Source organism: Streptomyces sp. NPDC053542 (assembly GCF_044544685.1).
Taxonomy (GTDB): Bacteria; Actinomycetota; Actinomycetes; order Streptomycetales; family Streptomycetaceae; genus Streptomyces.
Map to the genome: position 1 here is coordinate 730,188 of NZ_JBITXL010000002.1, position 18,831 is coordinate 749,018.

At 72.1% G+C, this 18,831-nt stretch carries 13 protein-coding genes and 1 riboswitch; of the genes, 5 read left to right on the plus strand and 8 right to left on the minus strand.

The genetic code is table 11. The features are described 5' to 3' along the window. The first annotated feature begins 122 nt into the window (after window positions 1-122). Window positions 123-404 (plus strand): HPr family phosphocarrier protein, encoded by a 282-nt coding sequence (locus ACIGXO_RS07435; RefSeq protein ID WP_030260828.1) that lies wholly within the window; start codon window positions 123-125, stop codon window positions 402-404. Window positions 405-634: 230 nt separating this feature from the next. Here ACIGXO_RS07435 and ACIGXO_RS07440 read toward each other — a convergent pair whose 3' ends face one another. From ACIGXO_RS07440 to ACIGXO_RS07455, 4 genes are all read right to left on the minus strand, one after another. Beyond that, window positions 635-1,333 (minus strand): GntR family transcriptional regulator, encoded by a 699-nt coding sequence (locus tag ACIGXO_RS07440; protein WP_399781638.1) that lies wholly within the window; start codon window positions 1,331-1,333, stop codon window positions 635-637. A gap of 229 nt (window positions 1,334-1,562) precedes the next feature. After that, window positions 1,563-2,399, minus strand: a complete 837-nt coding sequence (locus ACIGXO_RS07445; protein ID WP_399781640.1) for a M23 family metallopeptidase — start codon at window positions 2,397-2,399, stop codon at window positions 1,563-1,565. 12 nt (window positions 2,400-2,411) lie between these two features. Beyond that, window positions 2,412-2,569, minus strand: a riboswitch (cyclic di-AMP (ydaO/yuaA leader). Window positions 2,570-2,912: 343 nt separating this feature from the next. Next, on the minus strand, window positions 2,913-4,280 hold the full coding sequence (locus ACIGXO_RS07450; RefSeq protein ID WP_399781976.1) for a M16 family metallopeptidase: 1,368 nt from the start codon (window positions 4,278-4,280) through the stop codon (window positions 2,913-2,915). 20 nt (window positions 4,281-4,300) lie between these two features. Further along, window positions 4,301-5,698, minus strand: a complete 1,398-nt coding sequence (locus tag ACIGXO_RS07455; RefSeq protein ID WP_399781979.1) for a M16 family metallopeptidase — start codon at window positions 5,696-5,698, stop codon at window positions 4,301-4,303. Between the two features lie 451 nt (window positions 5,699-6,149). Here ACIGXO_RS07455 and ACIGXO_RS07460 point away from each other — a divergent pair, with 451 nt between their 5' ends. After that, complete coding sequence (locus tag ACIGXO_RS07460; RefSeq protein WP_399781643.1) at window positions 6,150-8,618, plus strand: DNA topoisomerase (ATP-hydrolyzing) subunit A; 2,469 nt, start codon at window positions 6,150-6,152, stop codon at window positions 8,616-8,618. Between the two features lie 183 nt (window positions 8,619-8,801). On the opposite strand, the gene ACIGXO_RS07465 is transcribed toward ACIGXO_RS07460, so the two are convergent. Beyond that, window positions 8,802-9,971 (minus strand): CobW family GTP-binding protein, encoded by a 1,170-nt coding sequence (locus tag ACIGXO_RS07465; RefSeq protein ID WP_399781982.1) that lies wholly within the window; start codon window positions 9,969-9,971, stop codon window positions 8,802-8,804. A 553-nt stretch (window positions 9,972-10,524) separates the two neighbouring features. Here ACIGXO_RS07465 and ACIGXO_RS07470 point away from each other — a divergent pair. The 3 genes from ACIGXO_RS07470 to ACIGXO_RS07480 all read left to right on the plus strand — a co-directional run bounded on the left by ACIGXO_RS07470 (window position 10,525) and on the right by ACIGXO_RS07480 (window position 14,007). Then, window positions 10,525-11,463 (plus strand): sucrase ferredoxin, encoded by a 939-nt coding sequence (locus ACIGXO_RS07470; RefSeq protein WP_399781645.1) that lies wholly within the window; start codon window positions 10,525-10,527, stop codon window positions 11,461-11,463. 145 nt (window positions 11,464-11,608) lie between these two features. Next, entirely contained in the window at window positions 11,609-13,336 is a 1,728-nt protein-coding gene (locus tag ACIGXO_RS07475; protein WP_399781648.1) for an ATP-binding protein, read from the plus strand. Beyond that, on the plus strand, window positions 13,333-14,007 hold the full coding sequence (locus tag ACIGXO_RS07480) for a response regulator (protein WP_399781651.1): 675 nt from the start codon (window positions 13,333-13,335) through the stop codon (window positions 14,005-14,007). The genes ACIGXO_RS07475 and ACIGXO_RS07480 overlap by 4 nt, the downstream gene beginning before the upstream one ends. Before the next feature lie 34 nt (window positions 14,008-14,041). On the opposite strand, the gene ACIGXO_RS07485 is transcribed toward ACIGXO_RS07480, so the two are convergent. The 3 genes from ACIGXO_RS07485 to ACIGXO_RS07495 form a co-directional block, all read right to left on the minus strand. Beyond that, window positions 14,042-15,640: a cation acetate symporter gene (locus ACIGXO_RS07485; RefSeq protein ID WP_399781985.1), complete on the minus strand. Its 1,599-nt coding sequence runs from the start codon at window positions 15,638-15,640 to the stop codon at window positions 14,042-14,044. A 29-nt stretch (window positions 15,641-15,669) separates the two neighbouring features. Beyond that, window positions 15,670-16,245 (minus strand): DUF485 domain-containing protein, encoded by a 576-nt coding sequence (locus tag ACIGXO_RS07490; protein ID WP_399781654.1) that lies wholly within the window; start codon window positions 16,243-16,245, stop codon window positions 15,670-15,672. 202 nt (window positions 16,246-16,447) lie between these two features. After that, window positions 16,448-18,568, minus strand: a complete 2,121-nt coding sequence (locus ACIGXO_RS07495) for a type IIA DNA topoisomerase subunit B (RefSeq protein ID WP_399781657.1) — start codon at window positions 18,566-18,568, stop codon at window positions 16,448-16,450. Window positions 18,569-18,831 lie beyond the last annotated feature (263 nt).

The following is an 18,831-nucleotide window of genomic DNA, read 5'->3' on the forward strand; positions in this document are numbered from 1 at the left end:
TGGGCGTGAAGCAGGCTTGGACTTCTAGGATCCGAGCCCTCACGGGGGCTGGGCACACCGGACCACCGGTGCCCCCGTGAGAGACTGGTCTAGACAACTTTCCCTACCCGAAGGGCAACACCATGGCTGAGCGCCGCGTCAATGTCGGATGGGCCGAGGGTCTGCACGCCCGCCCCGCCTCGATCTTCGTCCGTGCGGCCACCGCTTCCGGCGTCCCGGTCACGATCGCCAAGGGCGACGGCAACCCCGTGAACGCCGCCTCGATGCTCGCGGTCCTGGGCCTGGGCGCCCAGGGCGGCGAGGAGATCGTGCTGGCTTCGGACGCCGATGGCGCCGACGCCGCGCTGGACCGCCTTGCGAAGCTCGTCTCCGAGGGCCTCGAGGAGCTCCCGGAGACCGTCTGACCCTTCGGGCAGGCCGGCGGCCGCACACCGCCCGGTTCCGCCGTCACGGCCCCGCCACGGTGACCCTCTTACGGGTCACCGTGGCGGGGCCGTTCGCATTGCCGTGGGAAGAATTCCCGGCTTTCCGTCCGGCCGGGACACACAAAAGACATTCGGGCGGGCGCAAAAAGAATTCGCGCACGACGAAGCAGGGGTGTGGAATTCCCCAGGAGTTGTATACGGCAGCGCTGTTAATTCCGTACGCGCGCCGTGTTTACGGGCTGTTTCGCTTCCCTCACCGCGGGTGCGGGACGGCGCAGCCGGTGGGCGGGCAGCGCGTGCTCCACGTGCGCGGCGGTCAGTGCGCGGGCGCGCTCCGAGTCGCCGCGCGCCACCGCGTCCACGATCGCGCCGTGCTCCTGCCAGGACCGGTCCGCATCGCCCGGCGACGGCTGGTCCAGGTCGATCGCGTACACCCAGTCGATCTTGCGGCGCACTTGGGTGAGCAGCGCCGTCATGCTCGGGCTGCCGGACGCCTGGGCGAGCGTCTCGTGGAACCAGCCGTCCAGTTGCCGCAGGTCGGCGGCGTTGCCGTGGCGGGCTCTCGCGCGCCCCAGGCGGACCAGGCCGCGCAGTACCTTCAGGTGGGCGGCGGAGCGGCGGGCCGCGGCGCGGGCGGCCCCGAGGGGCTCCAGGAGGAGGCGGATGTCCAGGAGGTCGGCGGCCTCCTGCTCGGTCGGCTCGGCGACGCACGCGCCCGCGTGGCGCCGGGTGGTGACGAAGCCCTCGGACTCCAGTGTGCGCAGCGCTTCCCTCACGGGGACGCGGGAGACGCCGTACCGGGACGCGAGCAGTTCCTCGATCAGCCGGGAGCCGGGCGGGAACGTTCCGGAGACGATGTCGTCGCGAATCGCCGTGCAGACCGCATGCGCCGAAATATTCCCTCGCATCGTCCGATGCCTCCGCCGTAATCCTCTGGAAACGCCGTCCGGGCGGCGCCTTTTCCGTGACTCTATGACACCGGACCGGCATTTCCGATGGCCGTCACGAATTCATGGATATTTTTTGGCCAAAGGACGGGAGTTCCGGGGAGCCGGGGACGGGAGCGCATACGGAGACGCCGAAGCCCCGGCCGGGGGCCGGGGCTTCGGGCGGTACGCGGAGAGCGCCGTACGTTGCTCAGACGTTGACGCCGTGCGCGCGCAGGTACGCGACCGGGTCGATGTCCGAGCCGTAGTCCGGGCCGGTGCGCGCCTCGAAGTGCAGGTGCGGGCCGGTGGTGTTGCCGGTGTTGCCCGACAGCCCGATCTGCTGGTTCGCGGAGACCTTCTGGCCGACCGAGACGCCGATGGACGACAGGTGGCCGTACTGGGTGTACGTGCCGTCCTCCATCTTCAGGACGATGTTGTTGCCGTAGGCGCCGCCCCAGCCGGCCTCGACGACGGTGCCCGCGCCGACGGCGTGGACGGCGGTGCCGGAGGCGGCGTGGAAGTCGATGCCGGAGTGGCTGCCGGAGGACCACAGGCCGCTGGACGCCTTGTACGGCGTGGAGACGTAGCTGCCGGCGATCGGCGCGACGAAGCCGCTGGGGCTGAGGGCGGTACGGGCGTCGGAGCGCGAGGCGCGCTTCTCCGCCGCCTTCTTCTTGGCCGCGGCCTTCTTCTCGGCGGCCTCGGCGGCGGCCTTGCGCTGGGCCTCCTGGGCCTTCTTCTTGGCGGCCTCGGCGCTCTTGACGGCGGCTTCCTCGACCTGCGCACGGGCGGCGGCGACCTCGGCGGCCTCCTCCTGCGCGTCGGCCTGCGCGACGATGTTGTCGGCGACCCGGTCACCGGTGTCGGCGATCGCGCGGGTCAGGCCGGTGTCGGTGGCGGCGGCCGGGTCCTCGTTCGCGGCCAGCGCCGGGGAGGCGATGGAGACGACGACGCCGGTCGCCGCGGCTATGCCGGCGATGTTGCGGGTGGTCCGGGCAGCACGGCCGGGGCGGCGGTGCTTGCCGGTGGCACGGGTGAACGCCATGACCGGCGTACTCCTTTCCTTCCTTCTCGCCTACCGGGTTAGCTGACGGGTTCGGAGCAGGAAGGTCTCCTACGGCGGCCTCCGCAGAGGACGCCGATTCACCCCAAGGGGACATGTGGGTCCCCGGCTCCCCTGGCTCGCGCCGTACGGGGACTCGGCGATGACTGCCCGGCGGCCGCGGGCGCGGCGCACTTCTGACGAACAGCCGGACCGACGCTAAAGGGGACATCTCGCGATCAGCAAACAGAATCGGGGGTTTGTGCCGGACGCCACACGCCACGGAGGCAACCACCTACAGCATTCCGGACAAAAGCGAAGATCCCGGGCCGCTTTAGCGACCCGGGATCCCTTATGTCCTGCTATGCGAGCGGTGTTGGCACGGTTCACGTCACCCTGTGACGGCACCGGTACGACGCGTTCCGCCCCGTCCCTTCGCCGTACCACGCAGGCGAATTCACGACCGCTATCGCCCCGGCCGGCGCCGGTCCGGGACCGCCGCCGGCCCGCTCCGCATCAGCCCGTGACGACCGACACCTCGCCGATGCCCAGCTTCCGCACCGGCTCGGCGATCTGCGCGGCGTCGCCCACCAGGACCGTGACGAGCCGGTCCACCGGGAAGGCGTTGACCGCGGCGGCGGTCGCCTCGACCGTCCCGGTCTCGGCCATGCGCCGGTACAGCTCCGCCTGGAAGTCGTCGGGGAGGTGCTGCTCGACCTGGTCGGCGAGCGTCCCGGCGACGGCGGCTGCCGTCTCGTACTTCAGCGGCGCCACGCCGACCAGATTCTGCACCGCCACATCGCGCTCGGCGTCGGTCAGGCCCTCGGCGGCCAGCGTCCGCAGCACCTTCCACAGGTCCTCCAGCGCCGGACCCGTGGACTCCGTGTCCACCGAACCGCTGATGGCGAGCATCGCCGCACCCGTGCCTTCAGGGGTGGAGCGCAGCACCTGCCCGAAGGCCCGTACCCCGTAGGTGTAGCCCTTCTCCTCGCGCAGCACACGGTCCAGGCGGGAGGTGAGCGTGCCGCCCAGGCAGTACGTGCCGAGCACCTGGGCAGGCCAGACGCGGTCGTGCCGGTCGGCGCCGATGCGGCCGATCAGCAGCTGCGTCTGGACGGCGCCGGGGCGGTCGACGATGATCACGCGGCCGGTGTCGTCCGCGACGATGGGCGAGGCCGCGACCGGCTCGGCGGCGGAGCCGGTCCACGCGCCGAGGGTGTCCTCCAGCGCCGCGTCCAGGTCCACCCCGGTGAAGTCACCGACGACGACGGCGGTGGCCGTGGCGGGCCGTACGTGCGCCTCGTAGAAGGCGCGGACCGCGGCGGCGTCGATGCGCGCCACCGTCTCCTCGGTGCCCTGGCGCGGCCGGGACATCCGGGAGGTGGCCGGGAACAGCTCCTTGGAGAGGGCCATCGCGGCGCGCCGGGCCGGGTTGGCCAGCTCGTGCGGGATCTCGTCCAGGCGGTTGCGCACCAGGCGCTCGATCTCGCTGTCCGGGAAGGCCGGGGCGCGCAGGGCGTCGGCGAGCAGGCCGAGCCCCTTGACGAGACGGGAGGCCGGGACCTCGAGGGAGACACGGAGACCGGGGTGGTCCGCGTGCGCGTCCAGCGTGGCGCCGCAGCGCTCCAGCTCGGCGGCGAACTCCTCGGCGTCGTGCTTGTCGGTGCCCTCGGAGAGCGCCCGCGCCATGATCGTGGCGACGCCGTCCAGGCCCTCGGGCTCGGCGTCCAGCGGCGCGACGAGGTTGATCTCGACGGCCACGACCTGCTGGCCCGGGCGGTCGGCGCGCAGCACCGTCAGGCCGTTGCCGAGCGCGCCGCGCACCGGGGCCGGGAACGCCCACGGCTTCGGCTGCCCGGCCTGCGGCTGCGGGTGGAAGGTCATGGTCGGGGTCACGGCGTCGGTCACTGGGCCGCCTCCTCGGTCTTGGTCTCGGTGTCGTTCTGGACGGCGGCAGCGGCGGCCTCCGGCTCGCCGGCGGCCGCGGCCGCCTCGGCCTCGGCGGGCCGGGTCGGCTCGTAGACCAGCACCGCGCGGTTGTCGGGGCGCAGCCGGGCCGCGGCGACCGCCTTGACCTCCTCCGGGGTGATGTCCAGAAGGCGCTGTACGGCGTTCAGCGCGAGCTGCGGGTCGCCGAACAGCACCGCGTACCGGGCCAGTTCGTCCGCGCGCCCGGCGACCGTCTCCAGGCGGTCCAGCCACTCGCGCTCCAACTGGGCCTGCGCGCGCTCCATCTCCTCGGCGGTCGGGCCCTCCTCGGCGAAGCGCTTCAGCTCCTCGTCGACGGCCCGCTCGATGGCGGCCACCTCCACGCCGGCCGAGGTCTTCGCGTCCAGCCAGCCCAGCGAGGGCGCGCCCGCCAGGCGCAGCAGGCCGAAGCCCGCCGCGACGGCGCTGCGGTCGCGGCGCACCAGGCGGTTGTAGAGCCGGGAGGACTCGCCGCCGCCCAGGATCGTCAACGCGACGTCCGCGGCATCAGCCTCACGGGTGCCGTCGTGCGGCAGCCGGTACGCCGCCATGAGGGCGCGCGAGGGCACCTCCTCGTGCACGACCTCGCGCAGCTCCTTGCCCATGATCTCGGGCAGCGAGCCGTCCCGCGGGGGCTGCTTGCCGTCGTGGCCGGGGATGGACCCGAAGTACTTCTCCACCCAGGCGAGCGTCTGCTCGGGGTCGATGTCGCCCACGATGGACAGCACGGCGTTGTTGGGCGCGTAGTACGTGCGGAAGAAGTTCCGCGCGTCCTCCAGGGAGGCGGCGTCCAGGTCGGCCATGGACCCGATGGGCGTGTGGTGGTACGGGTGGCCCTCGGGGTAGGCCATCGCCGTCAGCTTCTCGAACGCGGTCCCGTACGGCACGTTGTCGTACCGCTGGCGGCGCTCGTTCTTCACCACGTCGCGCTGGTTCTCCAGCGACTCCTCGTCCAGTGCGGCCAGCAGCGAACCCATCCGGTCCGCCTCCAGCCACAGGGCGAGCTCCAGCTGGTGCGCCGGCATGGTCTCGAAGTAGTTCGTGCGCTCGAAGCTCGTGGTGCCGTTGAGCGAGCCGCCGGCGCCCTGCACCAGCTCGAAGTGACCGTTGCCCTTGACCTGCGCGGACCCTTGGAACATCAGGTGCTCGAAGAGGTGCGCGAGGCCCGTGCGGCCCTTCACCTCGTGGCGGGAGCCGACGTCGTACCACAGGCAGACCGCCGCGACGGGGGTCAGGTGGTCCTCCGAGAGCACCACGCGCAGGCCATTGGCCAGCCGGTGCTCGGTCGCTGTCAGGCCGCCGGAGCCGGCTTGTTCTGTGGCCGTGTGACCCATGGGCATGTACGTCCCTTCGATCCGCTTGCGAGGAAGTTCTGTCACTGTATGCAAGCGCGCCGACATCTGGCGAAGTTCCCGTCCGGCACCCCCGCCGGAAGGAGATTCCCCGGATCCGGGCGCTCCGCACCTGCGTTCCGCTCTGGTGTTCGCCGCCGCTCGCGCGGCTTCCGGGCCCCGCGCGGCCCTTGTGCGCGGGGCTCAGGAGGCGGGGCACGGCCGGTGCGCAGGGGCGCTACGGACGGGTCGCGGTCGGCGATGTCAGTGCGGCGGTCCACAATGGTCCGCGACAGGTTCGGCCGTTGAGCGCGACGGAGCACGGCAGATCCCGGCAGACTCAGCCGTCGGGCCTGCCCCGGCAGGGGGCGCGAGCACCGCGCCGACCTGCCCGGTCCAGCAGACGCCGTAGCCGTAAGCGAAGCAGAGTTCGAGCGAAGGAGCCGCAGCCGCGATGGCCCGCCGCAGCACGAAGACCCCGCCGTCAGGGGGCACACCGGAGCCCCAGGACTTCGAGGAGCGGATCCTCGACATCGACGTCGTCGATGAGATGCAGGGTTCCTTCCTGGAGTACGCGTATTCGGTCATCTACTCGCGCGCCCTGCCCGACGCACGCGACGGCCTCAAGCCCGTACACCGCCGCATCCTGTACCAAATGAACGAGATGGGCCTGCGCCCCGACCGCGGATACGTGAAGTGCGCCCGCGTCGTCGGCGAGGTCATGGGTAAGCTCCACCCGCACGGCGACGCGTCGATCTACGACGCGCTGGTGCGCATGGCGCAGCCGTTCTCCATGCGGCTGCCGCTGGTCGACGGCCACGGCAACTTCGGTTCGCTGGGGAACGACGACCCGCCGGCGGCCATGCGGTACACCGAGTGCCGGATGGACTCCGCGACGTCGCTGATGACGGAGTCCATCGACGAGGACACCGTCGACTTCCAACCGAACTACGACGGCCAGGAGCAGGAGCCCGTCGCCCTCCCGGCGGCCTACCCGAACCTCCTGGTCAACGGCGCCTCCGGCATCGCGGTGGGCATGGCGACGAACATGCCGCCGCACAACCTCGGCGAGGTCATCGCCGCCGCCCGGCACCTCATCAAGCACCCGAACGCCGACCTCGACACGCTGATGCGGTACGTCCCGGGTCCCGACCTGCCCACGGGCGGCCGCATCGTCGGCCTCTCCGGCGTCCGGGACGCGTACGAGAAGGGCCGCGGCAGCTTCAAGATCCGCGCCACCGTCTCGGTCGAGAACGTCACGGCGCGCCGCAAGGGCCTGGTCGTCACCGAACTGCCCTTCACGGTCGGCCCCGAGAAGGTCATCTCCAAGATCAAGGACCTGGTCGGCTCGAAGAAGCTGCAGGGCATCGCGGACGTCAAGGACCTCACCGACCGCGAGCACGGCCTCCGCCTGGTCATCGAGATCAAGAACGGCTTCAACCCCGAAGCCGTCCTGGAGACGCTGTACAAGCTCACTCCCATGGAGGAGTCCTTCGGCATCAACAACGTCGCGCTGGTCGACGGCCAGCCGCTGACGCTGGGCCTGAAGGAGCTGCTGGAGGTCTACGTCGACCACCGCTTCACCGTGGTGCGCCGGCGCAGCGAGTTCCGCCGCGGCAAGAAGCGCGACCGCCTGCACCTCGTCGAGGGCCTGCTCACCGCGCTGGTCGACATCGACGAGGTCATCCGCCTCATCCGCTCCAGCGAGAACAGCGCGGAGGCCAAGCAGCGGCTGATCGAGCGCTTCGGGCTGAGCGACATCCAGACGCAGTACATCCTCGACACCCCGCTGCGCCGCCTCACCAAGTTCGACCGCATCGAGCTGGAGTCCGAGCGCGACACCCTGCGCGCCGACATCGAGAAGCTGACCAAGATCCTCGATTCCGACGCCGAGCTGCGCAAGCTGGTCTCCTCCGAACTGGCCTCGGTCGCCAAGAAGTACGGCAGCGAGCGCCGCACGGTCCTGCTGGAGTCCTCCGGCGCTGCCGCGGCCGCCGCGGTGCCGCTGGAGGTCGCCGACGACCCCTGCCGCGTCCTGCTGTCCTCCACGGGGCTGCTGGCGCGTACGGCGGGCGGCGAGGGCACCTTCGACACCGACGCCAAGCGCGCCAAGCACGACGTCATCGTCTCCGCCGTCCCGGCCACGGCGCGCGCCGAGGTCGGCGCCGTCACCTCCGCCGGGCGGCTGCTGCGGCTGTCGGTCATCGACCTGCCGCAGTTGCCGGAGACGGCTGCCACCCCCAGCCTGTCCGGGGGCGCGAAGATCTCCGAGTTCCTCACCCTCGACGACGGCGAGGAGCTGGTCTGCCTGACCACCCTCGACGAATCCTCACCCGGCCTCGCCCTCGGTACGGAACAGGGCGTGGTCAAGAGAGTGGTGCCGGACTACCCGGCCAACAAGGAGGAGTTGGAGGTCATCTCCCTCAAGGACGGTGACCGCGTCGTCGGCGCCGTCGAGCTGCGCACCGGCGAGGAGGACCTGGTCTTCATCAGCGACGAGGCCCAGCTGCTCCGTTACCCGGCCGCGCAGGTACGTCCGCAGGGCCGCGCCGCCGGCGGTATGGCCGGCATGAAGCTCGCCGCCGGCGCGAAGGTCATCTCCTTCACCGCCGTCGACCCGGCCGCCGACGCGGTGGTCTTCACCGTCTCCGGCTCGCACGGCACGCTGGACGACTCCATCAGTACCGCCAAGCTCACTCCCTTCGATCAGTATCCGCGCAAGGGCCGGGCGACCGGCGGCGTCCGCTGCCAGCGCTTCCTGAAGGGCGAGGACCATCTCACCCTGGCCTGGGCCGGCGCCGCCCCGGCCCGCGCCGCGGACGCCAAGGGCAGCCCGGTCCCCCTCCCGGAGCCGGACCCGCGCCGCGACGGCTCGGGGGTCCCGCTCACCAAGCGGGTGGCCACGGTGGCGGGGCCTGTGTAGGGACGTTCACCGGGGTGGGGCGCCCTCCAGCAGGGGCCCCACCTCCGCTCTGGCCCGGGTTTCGGCGCCGTGCGGTACTTCGGTGGCGCGCGGTGCTTCGGTGGCGTGCGGCGCCGGGGCCGGGCGGGCTTGTGATGTGCGGCGCCGGGCCCGGCGCTCGGCGTTCCTGGCTCGGTTCGGCGCTTACACCTCCGCCGCGAATGCCTCGTCCTCCTCCGTCGCGTCCGGCTCCTCGTCGGACGCGGTCGACGGTACGTAGCGCAGCACTCCCCACATCGTGTGCGGGTCGGTCTCCTCGGGCGCGGTGTCGCGGCAGGCGTCCAGTTCCTTCCGCAGCGCCGGCGCGTCGATACCGGACCCGATGAGCACGAGCTGCGTCAGCCGCTCCTCCCCCTCGGCCCACGCCCCGGGGTAGAACCGCAGGAACCCACCCACCGCGTGCACGGTGAACTTCTGCCCGCTCCCCGCCACTCCGAAGTGCACGAAGCCCTTGATGCGGTACAGCCCGGCAGGCCGCGCGTCGAGGAACTCCATCAGCCGCCGCGGGTGCATCGGCTCGGCCGAGGTGAACTCCACAGTGTCGTAGGCCGAGTGCAGGTGCCGCCGATGGTGGCCGTGCCCGTCACAGCACTCGCGCTCGTCGCCGCCGGCACTGCCCTCGTGTGCCGCGCACTCCTCATGTGCCGCGCACTCCTCCTGTTCGGCCTCCTCCCTGAGCAGGTCCTCGAACGACAGCTGCCCCTCCGACACGCCTTCCCGGGGCCGGCGCTCGAAGAGCAGCTCCGGATCGACGCGCCCGTACGCCGCGGGCACCACGGGCGTACCCGGCGCCAGCTCGCCGAGGGTGCCCAGCAGCTCCTCCCGCCGGGCGTCGCCGATCCGGTCGGCCTTGTTGAGCACCACCAGGTCCGCGATGCCCAGGTGCCGGTCCAGCTCCGGGTGGCGGGCGCGCGTGCCCTCGAACTCCGCCGCGTCGACCACCTCGACCAGCCCGCCGTACACGATCCGGTCGCTCTCGCTCGCCAGGATCATCCGGATCAACTCTTGCGGCTCGGCCAGGCCACTGGCTTCGATGACGATGACGTCGATGTGGGAGGACGGGCGCGCCAGCCGCTCCAGATACGTGTCCAGCTCGCTCGTGTCGACCGCGCAGCACAGGCACCCGTTCCCCAGCGACACCATCGAGTCGACCTGGCCCGCGACCAGCATCGCGTCGATCTCGATCGCCCCGAAGTCGTTGACGACCGCGCCGATCCGGGTGCCGCCGCTCCGGCTCAGCAGGTGATTGAGCAGGGTCGTCTTGCCGGACCCGAGGAAGCCGGCGAGCACGACGACCGGGATCTGCCGCGGCACGGAACCCCCGGCGGTCGGAACCGGGTCCGGGCCGGGGCGGGAGCTCGGGGCCGGGCCGGGGCCGGAGCTCGGGACCGGGCCCGCCGCCTCTCGGACGGTCTCCTGGTCCCGGGCATCCCGGGCACGGGTGGCCGCGGCCGGAGTGGCCGGGCCGGGAGCGGCCGCGTGCTGCGTACTGGTCAAGGGGGCGCCTCCAGCGTGTCCGGTCGGTCCGCGTACGCCTGCCGGCCTCGGCCGCGGCGTACGTCGATCGAGCGTGGCGGGCACGGACCCGGCAGGCAGCGGCCGCTACGGAGCGCCCTGCTGTCCGGAGGATCTGGACGATCTTCAGGCCCGTCGCCCGCTCCAGGATATGGGCGCCCCGTCCGGCTCCCCGGCCAGGCCGGGCTCCCCCGGATGCACGGCAAGCACCGGCTCGGTCTCCCGGGCGGCCGGCAGGCCGGCCGCGTCCGGTCGGCCGACGGCGGAGAACATGCGAAGCGCTCCGGCGAGGACAGGCCATTGCCGCCCCGCTGCCCGTCGCCGTCGCGGGGATCAGGTTAGGCTCACCTATGTGAGTACCTGCGCAACCGCTTCCCGCACGGCGGCCGAACCCCTGGCCGGCACGGCGGCCACCGCCCGGACCTGGCTGCTCGTCGAGCAGAGCGGCCCCTGGGGTGCCCAAGCACTCACCGACAGCCATCTCGACCCGGCCGTCGGCCGCGCCCTGGAGGCCGCCGCCGCGGACACCGGCGTACGCGTCGCCCTGATCCGCCGTCCCGGCCGGCACGCCGACCGAGGGGCGAACACGCCGCGCCGGGTCTTCGTCGCGCACACCGCCCCCGGCCGCTCCTGGATCCGCACGGCGCGGATCGCCGACCCCGGCACGCTCCTCCAGCTGGACTTCGCGGCGCTGGGCGCGGGCGCGCACGGCGGTCTCTGGGAGCCGTACACGGGCCGGCCGCCGGTCCTCGTGTGCACCAACGGCAAGCGCGACCGCTGCTGTGCCGTGCTGGGCCGGCCGCTCGCCGCGGAGCTGGCGGCGGACGGCATGGAGGCGTGGGAGGTCACGCACATCGGTGGTCATCGCTTCTCCCCCACCCTCTTCGTGCTGCCGTACGGATACGCATACGGCCGGGCAGAAGCGCCGCTGGTCAAGGACGCCGTCGTCGCGGCGCGCGAAGGCCGGGTGGTCACCGACCACTGCCGCGGCCGCTCCACCTGGGACCGCCCGGCGCAGGCCGCCGACCTGGCGGTCCGCGATCTGATCGGCGAGGACCGCGCCGACGCCCTCGACGTCACCGGGACCGAGGACCGCTCCTCCGGCGGGGGAACGCCGCCCTCCTGGACCCTCACGCTCGCCCACGCCGACGGCCGCGCCTGGCGCGTCACCGTCGAGCAGCGCTCCGGCGACACCGCCGCCCCGGCCAGCTGCGGCGCCTCGGCCATCCCTCCCGCGCTCATGTCCGTCACAGACATCACTGCCCTCACCCCCGCCATCACCGTCTCGTGATCGTCACGTTCTGTGACCGCGTCTGAAGATTAGAGCGATTCCGCCCGGCCGTGGCGGGCCTGTGGATAACTTTCGGTGAGGACGTCGGCGAGCGCGGGACCGGCGATTACCCGAGCCACCGCCACCCCGCTTACTGTTCGTTCGTATGGGCGACAACGGCGAGGAGAGGGCGAGCGGGCCCGGCGCGGTCGGTGAGCCGCGCGACGGCGGCCGGCCCCGGCTGCGGCTGCGCTGGCCGCGCCGCGTGTTCGCGCAGGTCCTGCTCGTGCAGCTGGCCATCGCCGCCGGCGTGACCGCGCTGGCGACCGGCCTCTTCCTCGCGCCGCTCAGCGCCCAGCTGGACGACCAGGCCATGCGCCGCGCCCTGGCCATCGCGCAGACCACCGCCGCCCAGCCGCGCCTGGACGACGAACTGAAGGCGTCCCGCCCCTCCCCCGGCGGCCCGGTCCAGGCGGCAGCCGAGCGGATCCGACGGGCCACCGGCGCCGAGTACATCGTGATCATGGACAGGCGCGGCGTGCGCTGGTCGCACACCGACCCCGACGAGATCGGCCGGCACGTCTCCACCGACCCCAGCGCCGCCCTCCACGGCCGGGAGGTCATGCAGATCGACGAGGGCACGCTCGGCCGCTCGGCACGGGGCAAGGTCCCGCTGCGGGACGACCGCGGCGGCATCGTCGGCGCCGTCTCGGTCGGCATCGCGTACGAGAGCGTGCAGCAACGGCTGCTGTCGACCGTGCCCGACCTGCTGGCCTACGCGGGCGGGGCGCTCGCCGTGGGCGCGCTGGCCGCGTACCTCGTCGCGCGCCGGCTCCAGCGCCGCACCCACGACCTGGCCTTCTCCGACATCTCCGCGCTGCTCGCCGAGCGGGAGGCCATGCTGCACGGGATCCGCGAGGGGTTCGTCGCACTGGACCGGCACGGGCGCATCCGGCTGCTGAACGACGAGGCGCAGCGGCTGCTCGACCTGCGTGCGGAGGACACCGGCCGCCCCCTGGACACCGTGCTGCCGCCGGGCCGCACGACAGACGTGCTGGCGGGCCGGGCCTCCGGCTCCGACCTGCTCACCGTCAGCGGACAGCGGGTCCTGGTGGCCAACCGGATGCCGACCGACGACGGCGGCGCCGTGGTCACCCTGCGGGACCGTACGGAACTGGAGCGGCTGGGCCGTGAGCTGGACGGTACGCGGGGGCTGATCGACGCGCTGCGCGCCCAGGACCACGAGCACGCCAACCGGCTGCACACGCTCCTCGGGCTGCTGGAACTGGGGCTGTACGAGGAAGCGGTGGAGTTCGTGACGCACGCGGTCGGCGTGCACCGGGCGACCGCCGAGCAGGTCACCGAGCGCGTGCACGACCCGTTGCTGGCGGCGCTGCTGGTGGGGAAGGCGACCGTCGCCGCCGAGCGCGGCGTCTCGCTGAGCATCGCGCCGGCGACCCGGCTGCCGGACCGGGTGGTCGACCCGCACGGTCTCGTCACGGTGGTCGGCAATCTGGTCGACAACGCGCTGGACGCGGCGGCCGGCGGGCGGGACGGGCAGGTCGAGGTGGAGGTGCGCGCCGAGGGCCGCACGGCGACCGTGCGGGTCAGCGACAACGGCCCCGGCGTGCCGCCCGAGCGGCGCCAGGAGATCTTCACGGAGGGCTGGACGACGAAGGAACCGCCGGCCCATGGGCAGCGCGGTATCGGGCTGGTCCTCGTGCGGCGGCTGGCCGAGCGCTACGGGGGCAGCGCGGAGGTGGACGACCGGCCGGGCGGCGGCGCACGGTTCACCGTGACGCTCCCCGACGCGCTCGCGGACGCCCTGCCCGAGACGCATGGCTCCGCTGTAAGCGGGGAATCGCTGCCGGATCGTCTCGGAGGTGCCCGATGATCGACGTACTCGTCGTCGACGACGACGTCCGGGTGGCCGGGATCAACGCGGCGTACGTCGCGAAGATCGCCGGTTTCCGGGTCGTCGCGCAGGCGCACACCGCCGCCGAGGCGCTGGCCGTGTTGGAGAGCACGGCCGTCGACCTCGTCCTGCTGGACCACTACCTCCCGGACGAGACGGGCCTGCAGCTCGTGGCCCGGCTGCGGCAGCGCGGCCTGCACACAGACGTGATCATGGTGACGGCGGCGCGCGACGTCGCCACCGTACGGGCCGCGATGCGGCACGGCGCGCTCCAGTACTTGGTGAAGCCCTTCACGTTCGCCGGGCTGCGTTCGAAGCTGGAGGGGTACGCGGCGTTGCGTCGCACCTTCGAGGACGGCGGGCAGGCCGAGCAGTCCGAGGTGGACCGGATCTTCGGGGCGCTGGGTGGAGCCAACGCCGGTCCGGCCGAGCTGCCCAAGGGGCACTCCACGGCGACGGCCGACCGCGTACGGTCCGTCCTGCGCTCCGCCGAGACGCCGTTGTCGGCACAGGAGGTGGCCCTGCGGGCCGGCCTCAGCCGGCAGACCGCACAGCGGTACCTGAAGCTCCTGGAGCGGGCCGGCCGGGTCAAGCTGACGCTTCGGTACGGCGAGACGGGCCGGCCGGAGCACCGGTACGACTGGGTCTGAGCCGGCCGGGCCCGCTACGCCGCCTGTGCGGCCCTCACGCCGCCCCCGCGCCCGTCAGCGCCCGTACCTCGGTCTCCGCGTGCCGGGCAGCCGCGTCCGGGGCTTCAGGAGAGGTGACCGTACCGAGCCAGCCGAACAGGAAGCCCAGCGGGATGGAGACGAGGCCGGGGTTCTCCAGGGGGAAGAGCTGGAAGTCCAGGCCGGGGAAGACCGCCGCGGGACTCCCGGAGACGACCGGTGAGAGCGCCACGAGGACGAGCGCGGGGAGCAGCCCTCCGTAGACGGACCAGACGGCGCCCCGGGTGGTGAAGCGGCGCCAGAAGAGGGAGAAGAGCAGGACGGGGAGGTTGGCGGAGGCGGCGACCGCGAAGGCGAGGCCCACCAGGAAGGCGACGTTGAGGTCCTGGGCGAGCAGGGCGAGGCCGATGGCCAGCGCCCCGACGCAGACCGCCGCGGCCCGCGCGACGGCGACTTCCCTGGAGGCGGGGCGCCCGCCGCGCCGGAACGCGCCGTACAGGTCGTGCGCGACCGAGGCCGAGGAGGCGAGGGTGATGCCCGCGACGACGGCCAGGATCGTGGCGAAGGCGACCGCCGCGACCACGGCGAAAAGGATCGTTCCGCCAGTGGACTCGGGGCCGCCTCCCAGGACGAGGGCGAGCAGCGGTACGGCGGTGTTGCCGGCCGGGTTGGCGGCCCGTACCGCGTCGGTCCCGAGGACGGCCGCCGCTCCGAAGCCGAGCACGATCGTCATCAGGTAGAAGCCGCCGATGAGCCCGATGGACCACACCACGGAGCGGCGGGCGGCGCGGGCGGTGGGCACGGTGTAGAAGCGCGACAGGATGTGCGGCAGGCCCGCCGTCCCGAGGACCAGCGCCAGCCCGAGGCTCAGGAAGTCCAGCCGGGCGGTCCAGCTGCCGCCGTACTTGAGGCCCGGGGCCAGGAAGTCCGCGCCGTGGCCGCTCCGTTGCGCCGCGGTGGAGAGCAGCGCGCCGAGGTCACCGTGGAAGCGGAGCAGCACGAGGAGGGTCAGGGCGATGGCGCCGCCCATGAGGAGCACGGCCTTGATGATCTGGATCCAGGTCGTGGCCCGCATGCCGCCGCAGATGACGTAGAAGACCATCAGGGCGCCGACGCCGACGACCGTCCACGTACGGGCCGCTTGGCCCGTCCCGCCGAGCAGGAGGGCGACCAGGCTGCCCGCGCCGACCATCTGGGCGACGAGGTAGAGCACGGAGACGGTGACGGACGAGACGCCCGCGGCGATCCGGACGGGGCGGCGGCGCATACGGGCGGCGACCACGTCGGCGAGGGTGAAGCGGCCGCAGTTGCGCACCAGTTCGGCGACGAGGAAGAGCACGAGGAGCCAGGCGACGAGGAAGCCCACGGAGTACAGCAGGCCGTCGTACCCGAAGAGGGCGATGAGGCCGGAGATGCCGAGGAAGGACGCCGCCGACATGTAGTCACCGGCGATGGCGAAACCGTTCTCCAGGGGCGAGAAGAGCCTGCCCCCGGCGTAGAACTCCTCTGCCGAACCGTGCCGTCGGCGGCCGGCCCAGGCCGTGACCGCGAGGGTCGCGGCCACGAAGGCGCTGAAGAGGACGAGGGCCAGGATCTGGTGGTCATCGGTCGCCACGGAGGCGGCGAGGGCGGACGGGCGGCCGGTCAACGTACGTTGCCCCCTGTCATCTCCTGGGTCTCCCAGCGCAGGTCGAGCGCGGCCCGGTCCCGGCGCAGGCGGGCGTGGCGGGCGTATGCCCAGGTGAGGACGAAGGTCGTGACGAACTGTCCCAGTCCGGCGAGCATGGCGACGTTGAGCGGGCCCATCACCTGCCGGGCCATCAGGCGTGGGGCGGTGACGGCCGCGATGACGTACGCGAGGTACCAGGTCAGGAAGAGGGCCGTGGCGGGCACGACGAAGCTGCGGTAGCGGCGGCGCACTTCCTGGAAGGCGGCGCTGCGCTGGACGGTGAGATACACATCGGCGTGCGCCGGCTCCCCGGGCGCACCGGGGGCGTCCGCGCGCTGCGCAGGGAGGCTCGGCCAGGACAGGTCGGGGCCGTCCTCCGCCGCGGCGTCGGCCGTCCCGCGCTCCGTACCGTCCGCATCCGCCCGCTGCGCCGGCACACCGCCGTCGTCCCGTCCGGCCGCCCCCTGATCACCCCGTCCGGAGGCGGGGGTGTCGTACCAGGGGTCGTCGAGCCGTACGGCTCCGGCCGGGCGGCCGTCGCGCTTCTCCACCGGGCATCTCCTTGTTCCGCGGCCTGACTGGCCGTGCGCCCAAGGATGGACAGACGCGGCTGTTCCCGGACATCCATTGCGAATTCCTTCACCCCATCAGGTGACGGACCAACCGGGAGGAGTGGGTGCCGGCGACGCAGCACGGAGACGCGCGGAGGGCCGTCCACCCAGGGGGTGGACGGCCCTCGTACGACAGCGCGGATCAGGTGTCGATGCGCGAGCGGTCCAGGGACGCGGCGGAGTCGGTGATGAACCCCTTGCGCGGCGCGACCTCATTGCCCATGAGCAGGTCGAACGCCTTCTCGGCGGCCTCGAGGTCGCTGATGTTGATCCTGCGCAGGGTGCGGTGGCGCGGGTCCATCGTGGTCTCGGCGAGCTGGTCGGCGTCCATCTCGCCCAGGCCCTTGTAGCGCTGGATGCTGTCCTTGAAACGGACGTTCTTGCGCTGGAGTTCCAGCAGGGTCTGCCGCAGTTCGTTGTCCGAGTACGTGTAGATGTACTTGTCCTGGCCCTTCTTGGGGTTGATCAGCTCCACACGGTGCAGCGGCGGCACGGCGGAGAAGACCCGGCCCTGTTCGATCATCGGGCGCATGTACCGCTGGAAGAGCGTGAGCAGCAGCGTACGGATGTGCGCGCCGTCGACATCGGCGTCGGCGAGGAAGATGACCTTGCCGTAGCGGGCCGCGTCGATGTCGAAGGTGCGGCCCGAACCGGCCCCTATGACCTGGATGATCGCGCCGCACTCGGCGTTCTTCAGCATGTCCGAGACGGAGGACTTCTGAACGTTCAGGATCTTTCCGCGGATCGGCAGCAGCGCCTGGAACTCGGAATTGCGCGCGAGCTTGGCCGTACCGAGCGCCGAGTCGCCCTCGACGATGAACAGCTCGCTGCGGTCCACGTTGTCGCTGCGGCAGTCGGCGAGCTTCGCGGGCAGCGAGGAGGACTCCAGCGCGGTCTTCCTGCGCTGCGCCTCCTTGTGCTGCCGGGCGGCGATGCGCGTACGGGCGGCCGCGACGGCCTTCTCCAGCACGGCGCGGGCCTGCGCCTTCGCGTCGCGCTTGGTGGAGGTCAGGAACGCCTTCAGCTCCTTGGCCACCACGTTGGCGACGATGCGGTTGGCCGCCGACGTACCGAGTACTTCCTTGGTCTGGCCCTCGAACTGGGGCTCGGCCAGCCTTACGGTGACGACCGCCGTGAGCCCTTCGAGGGCGTCATCCTTGACGATGTCGTCCTCGGCGACGCGCAGCAGCTTGGCGGAGCGCAGCACTTCATTGACCGTCCTGGTCACGGAGCGTTCGAAGCCGCTGACGTGGGTGCCGCCCTTCGGGGTGGCGATGATGTTCACGAACGACTTGATGGTCGTGTCGTACCCGGTGCCCCAGCGCAGCGCGATGTCCACGCCCAGCTCGCGGGTGACCTCGGTGGGCGTCATGTGCCCGCGGTCGTCCAGGACCGGCACCGTCTCCTTGAAGGTGCCCTGCCCCGAGAGACGCAGCACGTCACAGACGGCCTTGTCCTGGGCCAGGTACTCGCAGAACTCGCTGATGCCGCCGTCGTAGTGGAAGGTCTCCTCGCTCGGGCCCTCGCTCTCGATGCCGCGCTCGTCCCGTACGACCAGCGTGAGGCCGGGCACGAGGAACGCGGTCTGGCGGGCGCGGGCGTGCAGCGTCTCCAGGGAGAGCTTGGCGTCCTTCAGGAAGATCTGGCGGTCCGCCCAGTAGCGCACCCGGGTGCCCGTGCGGGTCTTCGGGATGCGCTTGCCCTTGACGAGGCCGCCGGTGGGGTCGAAGGGGGCGTCGGGGCCCGACTCGGTGAAGATGCCGGGGACGCCGCGCCGGAAGCTGATGGAGTGGGTCTTGGAGTTGCGGTCGACCTCGACGTCCAGGCGGGCGGAGAGGGCGTTGACCACGGAGGCGCCGACGCCGTGCAGGCCGCCGGAGGCCGCGTAGGAGCCGCCGCCGAACTTGCCGCCGGCGTGCAGCTTGGTCATGACGACCTCGACGCCGCTGAGGCCGGTTTTGGGCTCGACATCGACGGGGATGCCGCGGCCGTTGTCCCGGACCTCCACGGAGCCGTCCTCGTGCAGGACGACCTCGATGCGGTCGCAGTAGCCGCCCAGCGCCTCGTCGACGGAATTGTCGATGATTTCCCACAGGCAGTGCATCAGGCCACGGCTGTCGGTGGACCCGATGTACATGCCGGGGCGCTTGCGGACGGCCTCCAGGCCCTCCAGGACGAGCAGATGCCGCGCGGTGTAGTTGGATCCGTCCCGGTCTGCCCCGGTCAGCACGGCGGTGGACGGCACGGACATCTCGGCGGTCACGCGGTTCGCTCCTCGCTGAATTTCTGGTGGTCCGCATTCCGCGGACCCTGTATGTGGCGGTGTCGCCGGTCAGAGGGTACCGAGGCCCGGTAGAGCCGATGTGACGCCACCCGTAAGCGGGCCCATGCTAGTAGAGTTTCGCTCATACGTTCTATTCCTCGTGTGGGTGACGTGAACATCACGTTCCCTTCGAGGCATGAACCATTTAGGCTCCGGGCACGTCCTCATCAACGACCGGCAACCCAGCCGGGAGGACAGGCCCG

Coding starts and splice junctions, on each gene's coding strand:
- ACIGXO_RS07435 (WP_030260828.1), top strand. CDS start 123: ATGGCTGAGCGCCGCGTCAATGTCGGATGGGCCGAGGGTCTGCACGCC.
- ACIGXO_RS07440 (WP_399781638.1), bottom strand. CDS start 1,333: ATGCGAGGGAATATTTCGGCGCATGCGGTCTGCACGGCGATTCGCGAC.
- ACIGXO_RS07445 (WP_399781640.1), bottom strand. CDS start 2,399: ATGGCGTTCACCCGTGCCACCGGCAAGCACCGCCGCCCCGGCCGTGCT.
- ACIGXO_RS07450 (WP_399781976.1), bottom strand. CDS start 4,280: ATGACCTTCCACCCGCAGCCGCAGGCCGGGCAGCCGAAGCCGTGGGCG.
- ACIGXO_RS07455 (WP_399781979.1), bottom strand. CDS start 5,698: ATGGGTCACACGGCCACAGAACAAGCCGGCTCCGGCGGCCTGACAGCG.
- ACIGXO_RS07460 (WP_399781643.1), top strand. CDS start 6,150: ATGGCCCGCCGCAGCACGAAGACCCCGCCGTCAGGGGGCACACCGGAG.
- ACIGXO_RS07475 (WP_399781648.1), top strand. CDS start 11,609: ATGGGCGACAACGGCGAGGAGAGGGCGAGCGGGCCCGGCGCGGTCGGT.
- ACIGXO_RS07480 (WP_399781651.1), top strand. CDS start 13,333: ATGATCGACGTACTCGTCGTCGACGACGACGTCCGGGTGGCCGGGATC.